This is a genomic window from Nibricoccus aquaticus (assembly GCF_002310495.1).
GTDB lineage: Bacteria > Verrucomicrobiota > Verrucomicrobiia > Opitutales > Opitutaceae > Nibricoccus > Nibricoccus aquaticus.
The window spans coordinates 69,045-88,033 of record NZ_CP023344.1 but is presented as its reverse complement, the minus strand read 5'-3'; the positions used below and the strand labels follow the sequence as shown (position 1 = coordinate 88,033).

Below are 18,989 nucleotides of genomic sequence, written 5' to 3'. Positions count from 1 at the left end.
ATGCGGGCACGGCGGAGCCGGGGCGCGGGGCGGAGTGCCTCGCGCGAAATTTTAGAGCCGGAGTTGTGGGTGCGGGTTACGTCGTGTGAGCGACGGCGGCCTCGGATTTGGCGGCGGGTGCGGCGGGCGCGTGATGGCGGTGAGCGCGGACTTCGAGGAAAGTGATGAGCTGCTCGCGCAGCTTGTAGTAATCGGGATGCTCCATGACGGCCTTGCGGTCGCGAGGGCGGGGGAAGTTGACCTCGATGATTTCGCCGATCTCGGCGGCTGGCCCGTCGGTCATGCAGACGATGCGGTCGGAGAGGAAGAGGGCTTCATCCACGTCGTGCGTGACCATCATGGCGGTGATCTGGTTCTTGCGCCAGAGGTCGATGAGGACCTGCTGGAGTTCGTATCGGGTGAGTGAATCCAACATGCCGAAGGGCTCATCGAGGAGAAGCATCTTGGGCTTGAGGGCGAAAGCGCGGGCAATGCCGACGCGCTGTCTCATGCCTTGGGAAAGTTCGGCAGGCTTTTTATCCATCGACTCGCCGAGGCCGACGACGGTAAGAAAATACTCGGCGATCTGGAGACGCTCTTCCTTGGATGCGGTGAAGAAAACCTGCTCGATGCCGAGCATGACGTTTTCGCGAGCGGTGAGCCACGGCAGCAACGAAGGTGATTGGAAAACCATGCCGCGATCGGGGCCGGGGCCGTCCAGTTCTTTGCCAGCGAGGACGATGTTGCCCTCGGTGATCGGATTGAGGCCGGCGACCATCATGAGGACGGTGCTCTTGCCGCAGCCGGAGTGGCCGATGACGGTAACGAACTCACCCCTTTTGATCTTGAGGTTGATGTTTTGGACGATGACGGCGTCGCCCTTCGGCGTTGGGTAGACTTTCTTGAGGTCGGAGATTTCGAGGTAGGCGCTCATGATTCAACGGTCTCCTGTTTGATTTCGCTGCGGCGGATCGGGCGGCGTTTGCCGATGATGGTTTGCTTCGTGTTGAGATCCTCGGGCTCGATGTCGGGAAGGATGAGGGATTTGGTGACGCCGCCTTTGCGGCGGTCGGTGGCTTTGAGGAGGTAGTCGGTGACCTCGGCGCGGATCTGTTTGAAGTCGTAATTTTCGTTGAGCTCGGCGCGGCGGCGCGGGCGGGGAAGTGTGATCGGGATGCTTGGTCCGAGGGTGGCGCGGGGTCCGGCGGTGAGCGGGATGACGCGGTCGGCCATGAGGATGGCTTCGTCGGGATCGTTGGTGATGAGGACGACGGTGCGTTTGTCTTCCTCCCAGATCTGGAGCGTCTCCTGCTGAAGATCGCCGCGGGTGAGGGCGTCGAGCGCGCCGAATGGCTCGTCCATGAGGAGGATTCGCGGATTCATCGCGAGGGTCCGGGCGACGCTGACGCGCTGGCGCATACCGCCGGAAAGCTCGTGAGGTTTTTTGTCACGCGCGCGAGTGAGCTTCACCATGGCGATGTAGCGATCGATGTGTTCGCGGCGTTTATCGGCGGACCAGTCGTGAAAGATTTCGTCGACGGCGAGGGCGATGTTTTCGAAGACGGTGAGCCAGGGGAGCAGCGAGTAGTTTTGGAAGATGAGGCCACGGTCGGGACCGGGGCCGGTGATGGGCTTTCCCTCAAGCGTGACGGTGCCGGTATCGGATTTCACGAGACCGGAGAGGAAGTTGATGAGCGTGCTTTTGCCTGCGCCGGAGTAGCCGACGATGGCGACGAATTCACCCTCGGCGATGTCGAGGTTGATGTCGGTTAAGACCTCGGAGCGCTTGCCGCCGTTGAGATACGACTTCGAAGCGTTTTTGATTTCGAGAAAAGACATGGGAGGAGCGCGTGGCGGTTAACCGGCGAGGTTGTGGAGCTCGAAACTGCGGGCGTAGGCCTCGGGATTGGCGGGATCGAAGACCTTGCCGTCGAAGAAAGTCTCGGGGCCGTCGATGGGGCTGAGGTCAACGACGCCGAGCTCGCGGAGAGCCTGCGCGTGGAGATCGGTGCGGATGACGCGGGCGGCGACGGTGGAGTAGTCGGGTGCGCCGTAGTGCAGGCCCCAGCGGCGGAACTGCGTCATCATCCAGATGGCGTGGCTGACACGCGGGCGATTGGCACTGCGGCGGGCGAAGGTGATGGGGTAGTCGCTGGTCGAGGAGCGGCCGTCGCCGTAATCGATTTTGCCGTCGAGACGGGAGAGAATCCAGTGGACGTCGCAGTTGAGGTATTCGGGGCGCGCGAGGAGCTCGGCGGCTTCGGCGTGATTGGCGGGCTCGTCGAGCCAGGCACCGGCTTGTTCGAGGGCTTTGAGGGAGGCGATGACGGAGCGCGGGTGGAGGGCGGCGAATTGTTCGGAGAAGGCGAAGACCTTGTCGGGATGATCGGGCCAGACCTCTTGTGTGGTGATGGCGGTGTAGCCGAGGCCCTCGGCGATGGCGCGGGCGTTCCACGGTTCGCCGACGCAGAAGCCGTCCATGCGACCGGCGCGTATGTTGGCGACCATCTGCGCGGGAGGAACGGTGATGAGGGCGACGTCGTTACCCGGATGAATGCCGCCGGCGGCGAGCCAGTAGCGGAGCCAGAGGGCGTGGGTGCCGACGCGTAAGGTGTGTCCAAATACGAGCGGGCGGCCGGAGTCGCGCCCCTCGATGGCGGCAGAGCGGAGAGCGCGGGCGTTGTCGGCGACTTTGCCTTTGTAGCGGGCGTTGAGAGTGATGGCCTGGCCGTTGCGGTTCATCACCCACGGGATGATGAGCGGGCGTTGATCGCCGCCAAGGAGACCGCAGCCGGCGGCGACGGGCATGCCGAAGAGCATTTGCGCGCCGTGGGATTCGCCGCGGTTGAGCGTGTCGCGCAGAGAGGTCCAGCTGCTTTCGCGGCGGAGAGTGACGTCGAGGCCGTGGTCTTTGAAGAGGCCCTTGGCGAGGGCGACGATGAGCGGGGCGGCGTCGGTGAGCGGGAGGAAACCGAAGGTAAGTTGAGCGATTTCGGGTGAGTCGCCGTCGCGCAGGCCGGGCGAATGGGAGCGCGCGTGCTGCCCGGCGGAGCGGGATGACTCGATGCCTGCCGAGCGGGCGGGTGAATTAGAGGAGAGGAAGTTCACGGCGACGGGCTCAGGCGGTCTTGAAGCGCTTTTCGACGACGCTCATGAGGCGATCGAGGATGAAGCCGACGACGCCAATGGTGATAATCGAAAGGATGATGTGTTCGTAGATGAGCGAGTTGTACTCTTGCCAAAGGAAGCCACCGACGCCGGGGCGGCCGGTGAGCATCTCGGCGGCGACGATGACGAGCCACGCGATGCCGAGGCTGAGGCGGAAGCCGGTGAACATGTAGGGTAGCGTCGCGGGGATGAGAATTTTGAAGAGCGTCTTGGTCTTGGAGAGCTTCAGGACGCGGCCGACGTTGAGATAATCCTGAGGGACGGCGCGGACACCGACAGCGGTGTTGAGGACGGTCGGCCACATGGAGCAGATCGCGATGGTGAAGAGCGCGGCGAGCGTGCCGGTGTCTTTGCCTGCCTCCATGAACATAATGTATCCAAGCGGCAGCCACGCGAGCGGCGAGACAGGGCGGAGCACTTGAATGATCGGGTCGAACATCTTGGCGAAGGTGGGCGAGAGCCCGAGCCAGAAGCCGATGGGTACGCCGACGATGAGGGCGATGGCGTAGCCGACGGCGACGAGGCCGAGGGACATGAGGGTGAATTTCAACATGCCCTGATCGAGTTCTCCGCGCTTGGCCATGGGCTCGACGATGTAAGGCTTACTGGAAGTCCACGTCTCGCCGATGTTGGGAAGAGCGGGGACGAGGCCCTGGCGTTCCTCGGTGAGGATGTTGCCCTCTTGATCCTTGGTGGTAATTTTCTTTCCCGCGAGCAGCTGCCAGCCGGCCAGGACGATGAACATCCCGACGATCGGGAGGATGAGCCAGTCGAGTTTGAATGATTTCATGGGAGCAGAGAGCGTGGTGCGGTTTAGCGGGACTGGATTGCGGTAGAGTACGGCGAGCAGCGCACTTGTTGATGACGAAGCGATCAGCCCTTGAGTGTGTTGACCTCGAAGCTGGTGGCGTAGGCCTCGGGATTGGAGGGATCGAAGGACTTGCCGTCGAAGAGCGAGAAGGCGCTGTTATCGAGACCGCCGTGAGTGACGCCGATTTCCTTCATGGCCTCCTCGTAAATGTCGGGGCGCATTACCTTCTTCGCGACGCCCTCGTAGTCGGGCGCGCCAGCGACCATGCCCCAGCGGCGGTATTGGGAAAGGAACCACTTCGCGAATTTGGGCTGCGGGTAGTTGCAGTTGTTTTTGCTGAAGTGCATCGGCGAGGCGTCGGTGACTTTGCGACCGTCGCCGTAGTCGAGTTCGCCGAGGAGGCGGCCGAGGATGATCTTTTTATCGCAGTTGATGTAGGTCGCGCGGGAGACGATTTCGCACTGCTCCGGGCGGTTGGCCATGTCGTCGAGCCAGACGGAGGCTTCGTGGAGAGCCTTGAGGATGGCTTTGACGGTTTTCGGATTTTTCTCCGCGAACTCCTCGGTGAACGCGCAGACTTTTTCCGGGTGATCTTTCCACATGTCCTGCGTGGTGACGGAGGTGAAGCCGATGTTGTCGGCGATGGCCCGGGCGTTCCACGGCTCGCCGACGCAGAAGCCGTCCATTTTGCCGATCTTCATATTGGCGACCATCTGGGCGGGCGGGACGGTGATGAGGGAGACGTCCTTGTCGGGGTGAATGCCGCCCTGGCCAAGGTAGTAGCGCATCCACATGGCGTGCGTGCCGGGCGGGAAGGTCATCGCGAAGGTGAGCGGCTCGCCGAGTTTTTTGGCCTGATCGGCGAAGGGCTTGATGGCTTTGGGGTCGGCGCCGACTTTGCCCTTCCACTCGGCTTTGAGGGAGATGGCCTGGCCGTTGCGGTTGAGGAGCCACGGGATGACCATGGGTTTTTTGGGAGAACCCTGGAGGCCCATGGTGGAAGCGAGCGGCATGCCGATAAGCATGTGCGTGGCCTGGATGGAGCCGGTGGAGAGGTTGTCGCGGATCGCGGCCCAGTTGGCGCCCTTCGTCACCTTGGAGTTGATACCGTACTTTTTGAACAGGCCTTTTTCGTGAGCGATGACGATGGGGGAGCAGTCGGTCAGCGCGATCATGCCGAAGTTGATGTCGGGCGTCTCGGGGGCTTCGGAGACGGAGCCGGCGGTGGAGGCCCAGCTCTTGTTGCCGAGGGCGCCGAAGAGGGCGGCGGTGCCGAGGCCGACGGCGCCGCGAGTGAGGAACTGGCGGCGATTGAGGGGGGAGGAAGCGGTTTCGGGCATCTTAGTGGGAGATGAGTTCATGCGTGGAGTGTTGGAGGGCTTGACGAAAAAGATCTTCGCGGAAGAGGCGGCCGGGGAGCTGAGCGTCGGCGGCTTTTGCGGGGAGGAGGCCGGCTTCGACGAGCTCGGCCTGGAGGGAAGTCGCGCGGGCCTGTGTGGGGACGTTGGCGTGATTGCGGTGGAAGATGACGAAGTCGGGGGCGGGCTCGATGCGGTCGTGGCCACAGTCGAACTGGCCTTGGAGCGCGGGAAGAATCACGCGCGTGGACTGGTTGATGTAGCCGGGGCCGGAGAGAAGGTGAGCGAGCGGCTCGCGGTTGGCGGGTTCATCGCACCAAGCGCAGGCTTCGAGGAGGGCGGAGACTAGGGCGCCGTGTTCGCGCGGGCGGGTGAGCGCGAACTTCTCGGTGACCATGAGGACTTTTTCGATGCAGTCAGGCTGCATGGCTGCGCTCCAGGCGGGGCACCAGCCGGTCTTTTCGCGGACGGCTAGGGAGTTCCATGGTTCGCCGGCGCAGTAGCCGTCGATGGTGCCCGCGGAAAGGTTGCGGAACATCTGGGCGGGCGGGACGACGACGATGCGGACATCCTTATCGGGGTTGATGCCGGCGGCGCGGAGCCAGGTGCGGAGCATCAAGTGGTGTGACGAGAACATGAATACGACGCCGAAGGTGAGCTTGCGCTCACCGCTGCGGCGGCGGGCTTCGTCGCGGAGGTCGGAGGGCGTGCGTATGCCAGACTCCCAGAGACGCTCGGAGAGCGTGAGGGCGTTGCCGTGGAGATTGAGGACGAGCGCGGTGAGAACGGGGCAGGCGACGGAGTCGAGGCCGAGGCGGGTGGCCCAGAGCATGGGCGCGGGGGCGTGGGCGGCGTCGAGTTCGCCGTAGATGATCTTTTCGCGGATAGTGGCCCAGCCGACTTCGCGGCGGAGTTCCACCTCGATGCCGTATTTCGCGAAGAGTCCGCGCTCCTGGGCGACGACGAACGGGGCGGCGTCGGTCAGCGCGAGGAAACCGACGCGGAGCGGCCGGCTTCCCGGAGAGACTGGATTTGTGGATACGGCGGGCATGTTATGCCGTCCTGTTTAGCCCACGTCATGCCAGCGGAGACAGGTGGCCCGATTACTGCTCTTCAAACATTTCATCAAGATAATGAACCACGCTCATCCATGAGGACCGTCCTCGACAGCCGCCAACTACTCGCTTTTTCTACCGTAGCCCGTCGTGGGAGTTTCACGCTGGCGGCCAAAGATCTGTACCTGACGCAATCGGCGGTGAGCCATGCGATGAAGGCACTTGAGGAAGAGCTGGGGTGCCGGTTGCTCGACCGGGTAGGCAAGCGCGTGCTGGTCACGCAGGCGGGAGAACAATTCCTGCGGCACTCGGAAAAAATCCTGCGCGAGATGGAGCTGGCGCGGACGGGGTTGGACACGCTGACAAACTGGGGGCACGGGCGGTTGCGGGTGGGGGCGAGCACGACGGCGTGTCAGTACATCCTGCCGACGGTGTTGCGCGAATTTAAGCAGAGTTTCCCGAAGTGCGTGATCAAAATCGCGCCGGGAGATCATGGCGATCAGCTGGAGCTGCTGCGGAGCAATCAAATCGATCTGGCGATCATGCTGGAGCCGGTGGGGCACACGGAGTTCACGTTCGTGCCGCTCTTCGAGGACGAGCTGAGGTTTCTAGTGGCGCCGCTGCATCCGTGGGCGCAGGCGGGGCGGGTGGACCGCGAGGCGCTGGCGGAGGAGACACTGATCATGTATAATAAAACCAGTTACACGTTCCGCCTGGTGAGCGAGTATTTCCGCGACGAGAAGATGGCGCTGGTGAACTTCATCGAGCTTGGGAGCATGGAGGCGATCAAGGAGCTGGTGAAGATCGGGCTCGGCGCGGGCGTGATCTCGCCGTGGATCGCGCGGGCTGAGTTGCAGAGCGGGGCGCTGGTGTCGTTCGCGCTCGGGAAACGGAAGCTGAAGCGGAACTGGGGCGTGGTTCATCTGCGCGGACGGCGGCTGCCTTTAGGTGAGGAAACCTTTGTCGGGCTGTGTCGGACGGTGACGGAGCGGTTTGGGGAGTGAAGGGCGATGGGAGAGACCGGAGGTTTTGCGGCAGTTTGAGCGTGTGCAAAAACTTGGAAATTATCGCTTGCACTTCCCGGCGAATCCTTGCTTTTTCTCGGCTTCTTTCATGCAGCCGTAGCTCAACTGGATAGAGCGTCTGACTACGAATCAGAAGGTTTGGGGTTCGACTCCCTACGGTTGCACCAGTTTAGAAAACGCCACTTTCACGAGTGGCGTTTTTTTGTGCGCCGGGGTGGAATGCGACGGGAACAGGAGGGTGCGGTATGCGGCGGTTAGCGCGGCGGGAGCACCGCGCCTCCACCGGAATTTCCCAGGCCGGATTAGGACGCGAGGTTCCTGTTGTCAGCGCGGGTCCGGGCTGCACGATGCGGCGGCATCTTGGGACTGCTCGACCGTCATATTTTCAAAAACGTGCTCTTCACGTGTCTGGGCGCGGTGGGGTTCTTCACGTTCATCATGATGGCGGCGAACGCGCTGAAGGATCTGGTCGGGTATTTTCTGTCGGGGCGGCTTTCCCCGGGGACGATGGCAGAGCTGTTGTTCTGGTTGATGCCGTACGCGGTGATGTACGCGCTGCCGATGGGGATTTTGTGCGGCGTGCTGCTGGTGCTGGGGCGGATGTCGGCCGAGAGCGAGATTACGGCGATGCGCGCGGCGGGGCTCGGGCTTTGGCGGATCGCGCGGCCGATTTATGTGCTGGGTGCGACGGGGCTGGTGTGCGGGCTTTTTGTGAACTTGCAGTTCATGCCGGTGGCGCGGGTGAAGTATAAACAGGAGCTGCTGAATGCGGTGAGGACCGATCCGAAGGCGTTGCTGGTGCCGAAGACATTTGTCCGGGAGTTTAAGCGGATGGTTGTTTATGTCGGTGAGCGGCAGGGGGACATCGTGAAGGATGTGTGGGTGTGGCGGCTTGACGCAGAGTCGCGGGTGATCAGCTGCCTGAAGGCGGAGAGCGGGCGCATCAGCTTCGACGATACGGACAACAGTCTGGTGTTCACGGCGCAGAACGCGATTTTGGAGACGCGGGATGACAAGATGCCGGAGAGTTTCACGGAGATGCCGACGACGGCGCCTTACGAGAGTTCGAGCCTGAAGTTTCCGCTGGAGAAATTATTCGGGCAGCAGGTGATCAACCGAAAGCCGGACTGGCTGACGTTTCCGGTTTTGCTGGGTGAGATCGAGCGGTTGAAGCAGCCGGTCGTCGGGGGCGACGAGGTGGCGCGGGTGCAGGCGCTGACGAAGCATCGGATCGTGCTGCAGGACAAACTGGCGAAGGCGGTGGCGGTGCTGGCGTTCGTGTTTATCGCGGTGCCGCTGGGGATCAAAGTTTCGCGGCGCGAGACGTCGGCGAATCTGGTCGTGGCCGTGGCGCTGGCGCTGGCGTATTATTTTCTGACGGAGGCGGCGAAGTGGCTGGAGGCTTATCCACAGGCGCGGCCGGATTTGCTGCTGTGGTTGCCTAATTTGATTTTCGTGTACCTCGGGTTGCGGTGGATGAAGCGGGTGCAAAGCGCGTGAGACAGTGGTGTGCGGGTGGCTAGATCGGGCGCGGCGGTGACGAAGCGCCGCCCTCCAATGAGGTTTTGCTTGGAGATGGGCATGAAAAAGCCCGCCTAGGTGGACCGGCGGGCGTTGGAGAGTTAGGCGGTGCCTGGTTGTTTTTGTGTCAGGCGGCCGTCGTCATGGATTAGCGGTTACACGGCTTTGGGAAGCTCAGCGTCTATTTCGATGGCGTGCGCGTGGTGGCGCTTGGTTTTCTTAAGATTGGCGCGGCGGTGGAGCATGCGGTCGAGTTTGTCGATGAGCAGAGAGACGGCCTTGTGGCATTCGTCGGCGGAGACGGTGGCGTTGAGATTTGGGCCGTGAATGCTGATGTGACCTTTGGCGGAGAATCGGTTGGCGACGGACTGTTTGGAGTCGCATTCGAGCTCGATGCGGATGCGGACGATGCGTTCTTCGTGGCGGAAGAGACGGTCGGTCTTTTCCTGGACGAAGGCTTTGAGGGACGGGGTGAGTTCGAGGTGAATGCCTGAGACGATCAGTTCGTGCTGATTGGTATGTCTGTTCATGTGACTCTCGTATGTTGTTGGATTGACTAACGGGAAAACGGGCGGCCTCCCTGTGCGGTGGTTTCAACCGACGATGCGCTCATGAAGCTCTCCGCGATATTCGCGGCACCGGACTCTTCCATGCGGGAAAAATCGTTCATTGGGCGTGAGGAAAAGCTGGGGCGTCTCCGGGGATTTTGCAACCGGGGGAATGGTGCGCCGCTCATGTTTTTGAGGGAGCTTAACACGGGCCAGCCAAGTGGAGCTTTGCGGAGTTTTTCGAGAAAGTGCCGGAGACGGTGGTGCCGCTTTGGGGCGGGCCTGAGCGAGGGGAACCGGTGGGAGCGGGGTGGCTCATGAACAGAAATAATTTCGTCGCGGGCGGGGGCGGGCTTGAGAGCGATTTTGAACATGAGGTTAAAAACCGTGGGGGCTGCGGCGGTTTGCCTAGGGAGTGTACTGAGGGGAAGGCCCGATGAGCACGGATTATGATAAGCCGATCGGGCCGTGGGTGCGGATTTTTAAGCCGGGAACGGTTCACAAGATCGATGCGGCGGAGCTCGCGCGCTGGGTACTGCACGTGGATAAGCGGGTGATCGTGATCAACAAGTCGGGCGAGCTGCCGTGTCATCCGTCGAAGGACGGGCCTTGGTCGTCGCTCGCGGGAGCGGTGCGGGAATATTTCGGCGAGGCGGCGGCGCATCTGGTTTTTCGGCTGGATCGGGAGACGAGCGGAGCGGTGGTGTTTGCGCGCGATCCGGCGACGGCGCGGAAGCTTCAGATGGCGGCGCAGGAGCGGCGTTATGGGAAAACGTATCTGGCGATTTTGACCGGCGAGCTGGCCGAAGCGGTGGTCGTGGATCAGCCGATTGGCGACGATCATGACAGCGCGGTGGCGATTAAGAGCAAAGTGGTCGCGTCGGCGGCGAAGGGGCAGACAGCGGCGACGCGGTTCGAGCCGGTGGCGCGGGGCGGTGGATTTACGCTGGCGCGGGTGACGACGGAGACGGGGCGGAAGCATCAGATCCGCGTGCACGCGCAGTGGCTCGGGCACTGGCTGGTGGGCGATAAAATCTACGGGCCGGATGCGCAGTTGTTTTTGGATTTCGTGGAGCACGGCTGGACGGCGGGGATGGCGGAGCGGCTTTTTCTGAGGCGGCAGGCGTTGCACTGCTCGGAGATCGATCTGCGGCAGGCGGGGGTGGAGCAGGTTTTTCGCGCGCCGCTGCCGGAAGATTTGCGGGCGTTTTGTCGCGAGCGGATGGGGCTGTCGGACGAGGACTGCGCGAGGTTTTGACAGGGCAGGGGCGATCTTGCTTGCTGGCCGGCTCGCGTGGCGAAGAGGCCCGCGAAAACTTTTTAATCATGTCACACGTCCGCGTTCGTTTTGCTCCCAGCCCGACGGGTTTTTTCCACATCGGCAGCGCCCGCACGGCGCTTTTCAACTGGCTGTATGCCCGACACACGGGCGGCACGTTTGTGCTGCGGATCGAGGACACGGACAAGGAGCGGAATTCGGAGGAGTTTCTCAACGTGATCTATAATAGTCTGCGCTGGCTGGGCATGGAGTGGAATGAAGGTCCGCAGAAGGGCGGCGAGTTCGGGCCGTACCGCCAGAGTGAGCGCGGCGCGATCTACGAGGAGTATAAACAGAAGCTGCTGGCGAACGGGCGCGCGTACGAGAAGGACGGCGCGATCTGGTTCAAGCTGCTGGGGGAGCGGTCGGAGGTTTTCGACGAGCGCCGTGCGAAGACCGTGGAGAAGGTCAAAAATACGCCGGCGGTGATCGACGATTTGATCCGTGGCAAAGTGGAGCGTTTAGAGGACGAGGATTTTGTGATCTTCCGCTCGGACGGGAATCCGGTTTTCCATTTCGTGAACGTCGTCGATGACATCGCGATGAAGATCACGCACGTGATCCGCGGGGAAGATCATCTGTCGAACACGAGCAAGCATGTGGAGTTGTTCAAGGCGTTCGGCGCAGAGATGCCGAAGTTCGCGCACATCCCGCTCATCTTGAAACAGAATGGGCCGGGCAAGATGTCGAAACGCGATCAAGGCGCGCTCATCGAGGAGTATCAGACGCGCGGTTATTTGCCGGAAGCGTTGGTAAACTTTCTGTCGTTGCTCGGCTGGAATCCGGGCGATGATCGCGAGAAGATGCCGATTGCGGAGATTATCCGGCTGTTCGATTTACCGGGCGTGAACCAGAGCAACGCGCGTTTCGACGACAAGAAACTCGCGAACATGAATATGCAGTATCTGCTGGAGCTGCCGGCAGAGGCGTTTGTTGACCGAGCAAAAGCGTATTTCACGAGAAGGCTAAATGTGCCTTCTGCTGAACCGACAGAACTAGCGCAGGCGGCATTGAATTTCTGGAATACTGATCCGGCTTATTTCCGCGACGTGATGCTGATCAGCCAGCCGAAGATCAAAGGCTTCGAGGAGCTGCCGGCGTACACGAAGTATTTCTTTACGGAGGATTTTGTCGTCGATGCGAAGGTGCGCGAGAAGGTGCTGGCTAAGGGCGATCCGAAGGCGCGGTTGCGCGAACTGGCAACGGTACTGGCAACGCCGGAGCTGGATTTGGCGAGCGATGTCGCGATTGAGGAAGCAATCAAGGCGGAGGCTGCGAAGAACGGGCTCGGCTTTGGCGATTATCAGGCGGTGGCGCGTCTGGCGGTCTCGGGCACGAATGTGGGCCCGGGGCTGACGAGCTTGTTTCGCGTGTTGGGGCGCGAGCGGACGTTGAAGCGTATCGAGCGGTTTGTGGCGACGCTGGCTTGAGGACGGTTGGGGAAGTTGGGCTCACGCAAAGATGCGAAGGCGCAAAGAAAACGGGAGAGTTTTTCCCTTTGCGACTTGGCGGCTTTGCGTGAGCGAGCCGGAGATTTTCGATACGGAAGCGGGTGGGTGTTGATCGCGGCGTAAAGCCGCTCCTACAGGGAGAGGCCAGCGGGGGGAGGGCACCCCGCCTACATCGGACGGGATCAGAGCTGAACGGGCAGGCCGATCTCGATGATCTGGGTGGGCAGGATCTGGTAGTAATCTTTGACCGGCGTGGCGTTGCGGCTGAGGAAGGCGTAGAGGGATTTCTGCCACTGCCACATGCGGGCGTTGCCGCCGGTGATGATCATCTCGCGATTGAAAAAGTAGGTCGTGGACATCGGCTTGATCGGGACGCCGCGTTCGGCGACGCGGGTGACTAGGTTGTTCACGTCGGGCGACTCCATGTAGCCGTAGCGGCCGACGGCGCGCCAGATGCCTTCGCCGAGTTCTTCGACGCTGAGGCGTTCGCTGTCCTCGACCTGCGGGACTTCCCAAGTGCTGATGGTGAGGAGGACGACGGTTTTCTGGAGGCATTTGTTGGCCTTCAGGTGGTGGAGAAGGGCGAGAGGGGTGCCGCTTGGGGTGGCGACCATGAAGACGGCGCTGCCTTGGACGCGCACGATGGACTCGCTTTTGACGATGTCGGTGAGTTCGAGCTCGGTGATGGCGCCGCCGTAGACTTTTTCCTGGATCTCGGAGCGGCCGGATTTCCAGGTGTGCATGATGGCAAGGATGCCGAGGCCGATGACGACGGGGAGCCAGCCACCGTCGGTGAATTTATGGAGGTTGGCGCCGAGGAAGATGAGGTCGAAGACCATGAAGGCGCCGCAGAGGGAGAGAGATTTCCAGAGCGGCCATTTCCAATAGCGGCGTGTGACGAGGTAGAGGGCGAAGGTGGTGACGGTCATGGTGCCGGTGACGGCGATGCCGTAGGCGGCGGCGAGGTCGGCGCTGGTTTTGAATTCGAGGACAACCCAGATGGAGCCGATGGCGAGGGCGGTGTTGATGAGGGAAATGTAGATCTGGCCGGCGTGTTCGGCATTGGTATGCCGGATACGGAGGCGGGGAAAGTAGCCGAGCTGGATGGCCTGGCGGGTGAGTGAGTAGGTGCCGGTGATGAGCGCCTGGCTGGCGATGACGGCGGCGCAGATGGAGAGACCGACGAGGAAGAGACGGAGGCCGCCCTCGGGGGCGAGTGCGAAGAAGGGGTTGGTCTGGTCGAGGGGATTGGCGAGGACGTAGGCACCCTGGCCGAAGTAGTTGAGCAGGAGTCCGGGCCAGACGAGGAAGAGCCAGGCCTGGGCGATGTATTTGCGGCCGAAGTGGCCCATGTCGGCGTAGAGGGCCTCGGCGCCGGTGACGGTCAGGACGATGGAGCCGAGGATGCCGGCGGTGATTTCCCAAGGCTGGGTGAGCAGGAAGCTGACGCCGAGCGTGGGATCGAGCGCTCGGAAAACCTCGGGCGCGTCGAAGATGTGCCACGCGCCGAAGATGCCGAGAGTGGTGAACCAGATGAGCATGACCGGGCCGAAGATGCGGCCGATGGTTTCGGTGCCTTTGGATTGGACGAAGAAAACGAAGGCGAGGATGACGACGGCTATCGGAACGATCTTTGTCTGGAGGTCGGGATTGAACGTGGCCAGGCCTTCGGCGGCGCTGAGCACGGAGATGGCGGGCGTGATGACGCCGTCGCCGTAGAGCAGGGCGGCGCCGCAGAGCACAATGAAGGTGGAGAAACCGACGATGCGGCGGGAATTTTTCTTTGCAGGCGCGCCAGTGTGGGAGAGTGCGAGGAGGGCGAAGATGCCGCCTTCGCCGCGGTTGTCGGCGCGCGTGACGAAGAGGAGGTACTTCAAGTTTACCACGATCATCACGGTCCAGAACATGAGGGAGAGGATGCCGAGGACGCCGTCGGCGCGGTCCATGCCCTTCAAATGATGAAGGCATTCGCGCATGGTGTAGAGCGGGCTGGTGCCGATGTCGCCGTAAACGACGCCGAGGGCACCGAGGCAGAGTCCGAGCCGGATGCTTTTGTTGGACGAGCCGGACGTGGAATCAGTCATGGAGCGTGAAGGCTTTCGGAGAGTGGGGGCGGGTCCAAGTCGTTTTCGGAGGCGGAGAAATATTGGTTGCTTTGTGATTCGCCGCGTTGACCCGGGGCGGGCTTGGCGGCTTGGTGGCGTTTTTAATTACACATGAGTCTCCCCAACTGGAAGGTCGTCAAAACGTACAAGGACATCCTCTATCACAAGGCTGACGGGATCGCGAAGATCACGATCAACCGGCCGGAGAAGCGGAATGCGTTTCGTCCGCAGACGGTGTTCGAGATGTACGATGCGTTCATCGATGCGCGTGAGGACCAGACGGTCGGCGTGGTGCTGCTGACGGGCGCGGGGCCGCATACGGACGGGAAGTACGCGTTTTGCGCGGGTGGCGATCAGAGCGTGCGCGGGCACGCGGGCTATGTCGGAGAGGACGGCGTGCCGCGGCTCAACGTGCTCGATTTGCAGAAACTTATCCGGTCCATGCCGAAAGTCGTGATAGCGCTGGTGGCGGGCTACGCGATCGGCGGCGGGCATGTGCTTCATCTGGTGTGCGATCTTTCGATCGCGGCGGACAACGGAATTTTCGGACAGGTTGGGCCGAAGATGGGCAGCTTCGACGGAGGATTTGGCTCCAGTTATCTGGCGCGGATTGTGGGGCAGAAAAAGGCGCGCGAGATCTGGTACCTGTGCCGCCAGTATGACGCGAAGCAGGCGCTGGAGATGGGTCTCGTCAACACGGTGGTGCCGGTCGCGCAGCTCGAAGAGGAAGGCGTGAAGTGGGCGCGGGAAATCATGGGGCACAGTCCGCTGGCGATCCGTTGCCTGAAGAGCGCGTTCAACGCCGATGTGGACGGGCAGTCGGGCATCCAGGAGCTCGCGGGCAATGCGACGCTGCTTTATTATATGACGGACGAGGCGAAGGAGTTTCACGGCGCACAGCGTGAGAAGCGAAAGCCGGATGCGCGAAAATTTCCGTGGCTGCCGTGATGGTTCTGCAGGATCTCGACACATTTGATGGAAGCGCGGAGCCCTCACGCGGGCGATGTCGTCAGTGTGCCCGGCTTTATGCGGGGTGAGGGCACCCCGCCTCCATCGGAGCTGCGTCCAGATATTTTCCGAGCTTCGCTCGATTACTCGGCGGGGCGCAGCGTCGATCCTTCGATCCAGCTGGCGGTCAGCATAGTCGCGGTGGTCCACGCGGGGCTGCCGTACTCGCCTCGTTGAAGCTGGCCGACGAGTAGCTCCACGGCGCGAGCGCCGAGCTGATGCGGCTGCAGGTCGAGTGCGGCGCAGGGCCGGGTGAGATTGATGGCGTTGAGGCAAACGTAGCCGTGCGTCTCCGGGACTTTGGCGCCACAGGCTTCCATCCACGCGACGGTCTCATCGTAATGGTTAAGGACAACATCGGGCTTATGACGTTTGAACCAGGTGCTGAATGGTTTCTCAGAGAACTCGCGGGCGAAGAGGATGGGCACGTACTCGAGTTCGCTCGTGTGGCTTTCCTGAAAGGCGCGGAACGCGGCGCTTTGCCGGAGCAGGAGGCGGTCGTCGCGGCCTTGTTCAAGCATGAGGCCGGGACGACGGTAGCCGCGTGTGCGCAATCGCTCGAGCAGCTCCATCATGGAGCGGTAGTGGTCGCTGCACACGGTGTGGAGGCGCGGTTTTTCGATGAAGTTATCGGTGTAAACGCCTGCGTAATTACTCCAGTCGAGGGCGGAAACATCGGGGGCGAGCCATGCAGGCATGATCATGACGCCGTGGATGCCGCGCGATTTAAGGATGGAATCCAGGCGGGGGAGCGGCAGGGCGTTCCGGCCGGCGATGAATTCTTCGAAGTGGAATCCCAGCTCGGTGGCGCGTTGACGTGCGCCTGCTGAGATTTGCTTGGGGAAGGGCCCGTGGGGAAAGCGGGCGGGCTCATTGATGTCCACGGCGGCGATCACGCCGCGGAAGGTGGTGGCGCGTGATCGCCGGAAGCCGGACATGAGCGCGGTGGTGAGCGGGTTGGGTTTGTATCCGACTTTCTCGGCGAGCTGGCGGATGCGTTTTGCTGTCGTCTGGTCGACTCGACCGACTCCGCGCAGAGCGTCTGAAACCGTCGTGGGGGAAAGACGCAGGCTCTTTGCGAGCGACCGGATCGTGGGGATGTTTTTTTCTGCCATGCCGGAGATGATAACGGCGAACGATGGAATCCGGATCAATCGAATGCGAGCGGCCCGTCAGGAGGGGAAATCCGGTCAGCGTGAGCCGCGCGGCGGGTAGCTGCGCGGCTTGATGCGCGTGGGCGTGTGAAAATTAAAAAGGCCGGCATTGCTGCCGGCCTTTGTTGGAGGGGAACGTGTCGGTGGACTGCTAATCAGAACTTATAACCAACCGAAGCACGGAAGTCGCGAGGCTGGCCGACGTTGACGGCGCCGCGGCTGCCGGCGGCGAGGATGTACTCCTTGTCCAGCGCGTTCATGCAGGTCACAGCGAAGTTCCAGTCTTCGTATTTGTAGGTGACGCCGACGTTCATGAGCGTGCGGCCTGCGACGAGGAAGGAGGGCTGTTGCGCCACATAGCTGCCGTTGGGCAGGGGACGGTTGGTGGTGAAGCCGGAGGCATTTTCACCGGCGACGTCGCTCTTGTAATCGATGCCGACGTTAATGCCGAAGCCTTTGATCGCGCCTTCGGTGAAGCGGTAGTCGGCGTAGACGGCGGCGGATTTGTCGGGCACGCCGCGGAGGCGGACGTCGGTGATGGGCTGGCGGATCTTCACGGAGCTGTAGTTGCCCAGGATGGTGAGGTTCTTGTTCATCGAGTAGGTCGCTTCGAATTCCCAGCCCTTCGAGTTGAGGTCGAAGAGGAGGAATTGCGGGAGACCGGCGGTGGACTGGCCGAGCGCCTGAAGGCGGAAGAACTCGCTGTTGGTGACGGAGAAGTTCTTTTGCGCGATGTCGAAGTACGCGAAGGAAGCGGTGAGGCGGTTGTCGAGGAGGGAGGTTTTCACACCGTATTCCTTCTGGCCGCCGGTCGCGAGTTTGAGGTTCGGATCGGTGGCGCCGGCGTTCAATGAGCCCGGCATGGTGCCGCCCGTGGTGTTCCGGCTAAAGAACAGGGAAACGGCCTTGATCGGCTTCACGACGACACCGAACGAGGTGGCGTTGGTGGTGAGGTGGTAATCCGGGGAGGTGGGCAGTGCGGCGGGGACGGCCGTGCCGGTCGTATCCGTGCGGGAGAGATTGCCGAAGAAGCGGGAGAGACCGCCGGAGAGTTGAACGCGGTCATCCCAGAACTTGAGTGTTTCGTAGCCGAAGACCTGGAGGTCATCGAGCTTGCCGGTGCGATCGGTACCGAGGTTGGCGCCAGGGAGAATCGTCGGAAAGTTGTAGCCGGGGTAGGTGATGGAGCCGAGGTTGTTGGCCGGGACTGCGGGGCGGGATGAGGAGAGCGGGCTGCGCCAGCGGACTTTCGAGGTATTGGCGGCGAAACCGAGCAGCGTGGTGGACTTGAACCACTTGGTGTCGAAGTTCGCGGCGTAGTCGTTCTTCACGTGCGCTTCGGTGTACTCGAGGTCGTTTTTGCCGTTGTTGCGGACGTAAACCCAGGTCGAGGGGTCGGTGACGGGAGCGGAGGTAGGAACGAGGTCAGCAGGATTGCCGCTGGCGTTGTAGTTGGTGATGGCTGTGCCCCAATTGACGCCGGGTTCGTAGAGACCGGTGAAGGGATTGCGGCTGCCACCGCCGGCGTTAGTGAGACCGGCACTGCCTCCGCCAATGTCATAGCGGCGTACGTGGTTGGCCATGACGAAGAGGCGGGACGAGACGTTGTCGGAAAGTGTGGAGAGCAGTTCGACGCTGATGCGCTCGGTGGAACGGTGGCGGGTGTCGGTGTCGTTTGCGAAGGACCAGTCGCGCGGAAGGTTACGCGGGAGCTGTGCGTAGCCGTTGCTGCCGACGGTGGGCTCGATGGGCATGCCGGTGCCGTTGGTTTCGCGGTTCTGCACGAAGTCGGTCTTGATCGTGAGCGTGTGATCGGGGGAGAGCTTGTACGAGAAAGACGGCGCGATCTCGTAGCCGTTGCGGTACTGGTTTTTGACGTAGTACTCGGTGCGCCAGATGGCGTAGACGAGCCGTGCGGCGGCTTTGCCGTCTTTGCCGAAGCTGCGATTGATATCGAAGCTGAAAACACGATCAGAGTACTGGCCGAAGGTGAGCTCGGTGGAGGCCTGATTCTTCCCGAAGATCGGGGCCTTGGTGATGGGGTTCATCACGCCGCCAGGGCTGCCGCCGGGAACGAGGATGGCGTTGGGGCCTTTGATGATTTCCAGGCGCTCGATGTTATACGTGCCGAGCGACATGCTGTAGCCGTCTGCGCCGGAGATCATGGTGCCGTCGATGAACTCGGCGGACACTGAAAAGCCGCGGATGGTGTAGCGATCGCCGCCGTAGGGCAGGGTGCTTTCGACGATCGGCGTCACATACTTCGCGGCGTCGAGCATGCGGGTGGACATCGAGTCTTTAATGAAGTCGCTCGTGACGACCGAGATGCTTTGAGGGATGTCCTGGATGTCCATCGCGACGCGGGAGGCGGAGAGCGCCTGGCGTGATTGGTAGGGATTCCCCACCGTTTCAGTGATGGTGAACTGAGGGAGATTGATGGTCTCTTCTTCCACAGCTGCCGGGCTGGCGGGCGGTGGAGTTGCCGGGG

At 61.9% G+C, this 18,989-nt stretch carries 15 protein-coding genes and 1 tRNA gene; 6 read left to right on the top strand and 10 right to left on the bottom strand.

Translation table 11 applies throughout. The annotated features are described in order from the left end of the window. Window positions 1–76: 76 nt before the first annotated feature. The 6 genes from CMV30_RS00390 to CMV30_RS00365 all read right to left on the bottom strand — a co-directional run bounded on the left by CMV30_RS00390 (window position 77) and on the right by CMV30_RS00365 (window position 6,367). On the bottom strand, window positions 77–913 hold the full coding sequence (locus CMV30_RS00390) for an ABC transporter ATP-binding protein (RefSeq protein WP_096054192.1): 837 nt from the start codon (window positions 911–913) through the stop codon (window positions 77–79). Continuing rightward, complete coding sequence (locus CMV30_RS00385; RefSeq protein ID WP_096054191.1) at window positions 910–1,818, bottom strand: ABC transporter ATP-binding protein; 909 nt, start codon at window positions 1,816–1,818, stop codon at window positions 910–912. The genes CMV30_RS00390 and CMV30_RS00385 overlap by 4 nt, the downstream gene beginning before the upstream one ends. Before the next feature lie 18 nt (window positions 1,819–1,836). After that, entirely contained in the window at window positions 1,837–3,087 is a 1,251-nt protein-coding gene (locus CMV30_RS00380; protein WP_096054190.1) for a CmpA/NrtA family ABC transporter substrate-binding protein, read from the bottom strand. Between the two features lie 10 nt (window positions 3,088–3,097). Further along, window positions 3,098–3,937, bottom strand: coding sequence for a nitrate ABC transporter permease (gene ntrB, locus CMV30_RS00375; RefSeq protein ID WP_096054189.1), 840 nt, complete (start codon window positions 3,935–3,937; stop codon window positions 3,098–3,100). An 83-nt stretch (window positions 3,938–4,020) separates the two neighbouring features. Beyond that, window positions 4,021–5,319: a CmpA/NrtA family ABC transporter substrate-binding protein gene (locus tag CMV30_RS00370; RefSeq protein WP_096054188.1), complete on the bottom strand. Its 1,299-nt coding sequence runs from the start codon at window positions 5,317–5,319 to the stop codon at window positions 4,021–4,023. Then, window positions 5,300–6,367: a CmpA/NrtA family ABC transporter substrate-binding protein gene (locus CMV30_RS00365; protein WP_096054187.1), complete on the bottom strand. Its 1,068-nt coding sequence runs from the start codon at window positions 6,365–6,367 to the stop codon at window positions 5,300–5,302. The genes CMV30_RS00370 and CMV30_RS00365 overlap by 20 nt, the downstream gene beginning before the upstream one ends. 99 nt (window positions 6,368–6,466) lie before the next feature. On the opposite strand from CMV30_RS00365, the gene CMV30_RS00360 reads away from it, so the two are divergent. From CMV30_RS00360 to CMV30_RS00350, 3 genes are all read left to right on the top strand, one after another. After that, window positions 6,467–7,375, top strand: a complete 909-nt coding sequence (locus CMV30_RS00360) for a LysR family transcriptional regulator (RefSeq protein ID WP_096054186.1) — start codon at window positions 6,467–6,469, stop codon at window positions 7,373–7,375. A 111-nt stretch (window positions 7,376–7,486) separates the two neighbouring features. Then, window positions 7,487–7,563: transfer RNA gene (locus CMV30_RS00355), tRNA-Arg, on the top strand. A 193-nt stretch (window positions 7,564–7,756) separates the two neighbouring features. Further along, window positions 7,757–8,896: an LptF/LptG family permease gene (locus CMV30_RS00350; RefSeq protein ID WP_175414683.1), complete on the top strand. Its 1,140-nt coding sequence runs from the start codon at window positions 7,757–7,759 to the stop codon at window positions 8,894–8,896. A 176-nt stretch (window positions 8,897–9,072) separates the two neighbouring features. Here CMV30_RS00350 and hpf read toward each other — a convergent pair whose 3' ends face one another. Further along, window positions 9,073–9,447, bottom strand: a complete 375-nt coding sequence (gene hpf, locus CMV30_RS00345; RefSeq protein ID WP_096054184.1) for a ribosome hibernation-promoting factor, HPF/YfiA family — start codon at window positions 9,445–9,447, stop codon at window positions 9,073–9,075. A gap of 454 nt (window positions 9,448–9,901) precedes the next feature. On the opposite strand from hpf, the gene CMV30_RS00335 reads away from it, so the two are divergent. Then, on the top strand, window positions 9,902–10,723 hold the full coding sequence (locus CMV30_RS00335; RefSeq protein WP_096054182.1) for an RluA family pseudouridine synthase: 822 nt from the start codon (window positions 9,902–9,904) through the stop codon (window positions 10,721–10,723). 68 nt (window positions 10,724–10,791) lie between these two features. Further along, window positions 10,792–12,213 (top strand): glutamate--tRNA ligase, encoded by a 1,422-nt coding sequence (locus CMV30_RS00330; RefSeq protein WP_096054181.1) that lies wholly within the window; start codon window positions 10,792–10,794, stop codon window positions 12,211–12,213. 203 nt (window positions 12,214–12,416) lie between these two features. Here CMV30_RS00330 and CMV30_RS00325 read toward each other — a convergent pair whose 3' ends face one another. Continuing rightward, entirely contained in the window at window positions 12,417–14,318 is a 1,902-nt protein-coding gene (locus CMV30_RS00325) for a potassium transporter Kup (protein ID WP_096054180.1), read from the bottom strand. A gap of 132 nt (window positions 14,319–14,450) precedes the next feature. Between CMV30_RS00325 and menB the strand changes: the two genes are divergently transcribed. Then, entirely contained in the window at window positions 14,451–15,287 is an 837-nt protein-coding gene (gene menB, locus CMV30_RS00320; protein ID WP_096054179.1) for a 1,4-dihydroxy-2-naphthoyl-CoA synthase, read from the top strand. 143 nt (window positions 15,288–15,430) lie between these two features. On the opposite strand, the gene CMV30_RS00315 is transcribed toward menB, so the two are convergent. Both CMV30_RS00315 and CMV30_RS00310 read right to left on the bottom strand, forming a co-directional pair. Next, complete coding sequence (locus CMV30_RS00315; protein ID WP_138223051.1) at window positions 15,431–16,462, bottom strand: substrate-binding domain-containing protein; 1,032 nt, start codon at window positions 16,460–16,462, stop codon at window positions 15,431–15,433. A 194-nt stretch (window positions 16,463–16,656) separates the two neighbouring features. Then, window positions 16,657–18,954 (bottom strand): TonB-dependent siderophore receptor, encoded by a 2,298-nt coding sequence (locus tag CMV30_RS00310; RefSeq protein ID WP_175414682.1) that lies wholly within the window; start codon window positions 18,952–18,954, stop codon window positions 16,657–16,659. Between the last annotated feature and the right edge of the window lie 35 nt (window positions 18,955–18,989).

Coding starts and splice junctions, on each gene's coding strand:
- CMV30_RS00330 (WP_096054181.1), top strand. CDS start 10,792: ATGTCACACGTCCGCGTTCGTTTTGCTCCCAGCCCGACGGGTTTTTTC.
- CMV30_RS00325 (WP_096054180.1), bottom strand. CDS start 14,318: ATGACTGATTCCACGTCCGGCTCGTCCAACAAAAGCATCCGGCTCGGA.
- CMV30_RS00370 (WP_096054188.1), bottom strand. CDS start 5,319: ATGAACTCATCTCCCACTAAGATGCCCGAAACCGCTTCCTCCCCCCTC.
- ntrB (WP_096054189.1), bottom strand. CDS start 3,937: ATGAAATCATTCAAACTCGACTGGCTCATCCTCCCGATCGTCGGGATG.
- hpf (WP_096054184.1), bottom strand. CDS start 9,447: ATGAACAGACATACCAATCAGCACGAACTGATCGTCTCAGGCATTCAC.
- CMV30_RS00390 (WP_096054192.1), bottom strand. CDS start 913: ATGAGCGCCTACCTCGAAATCTCCGACCTCAAGAAAGTCTACCCAACG.
- CMV30_RS00365 (WP_096054187.1), bottom strand. CDS start 6,367: ATGCCCGCCGTATCCACAAATCCAGTCTCTCCGGGAAGCCGGCCGCTC.
- CMV30_RS00385 (WP_096054191.1), bottom strand. CDS start 1,818: ATGTCTTTTCTCGAAATCAAAAACGCTTCGAAGTCGTATCTCAACGGC.
- CMV30_RS00335 (WP_096054182.1), top strand. CDS start 9,902: ATGAGCACGGATTATGATAAGCCGATCGGGCCGTGGGTGCGGATTTTT.
- menB (WP_096054179.1), top strand. CDS start 14,451: ATGAGTCTCCCCAACTGGAAGGTCGTCAAAACGTACAAGGACATCCTC.
- CMV30_RS00360 (WP_096054186.1), top strand. CDS start 6,467: ATGAGGACCGTCCTCGACAGCCGCCAACTACTCGCTTTTTCTACCGTA.
- CMV30_RS00315 (WP_138223051.1), bottom strand. CDS start 16,462: ATGGCAGAAAAAAACATCCCCACGATCCGGTCGCTCGCAAAGAGCCTG.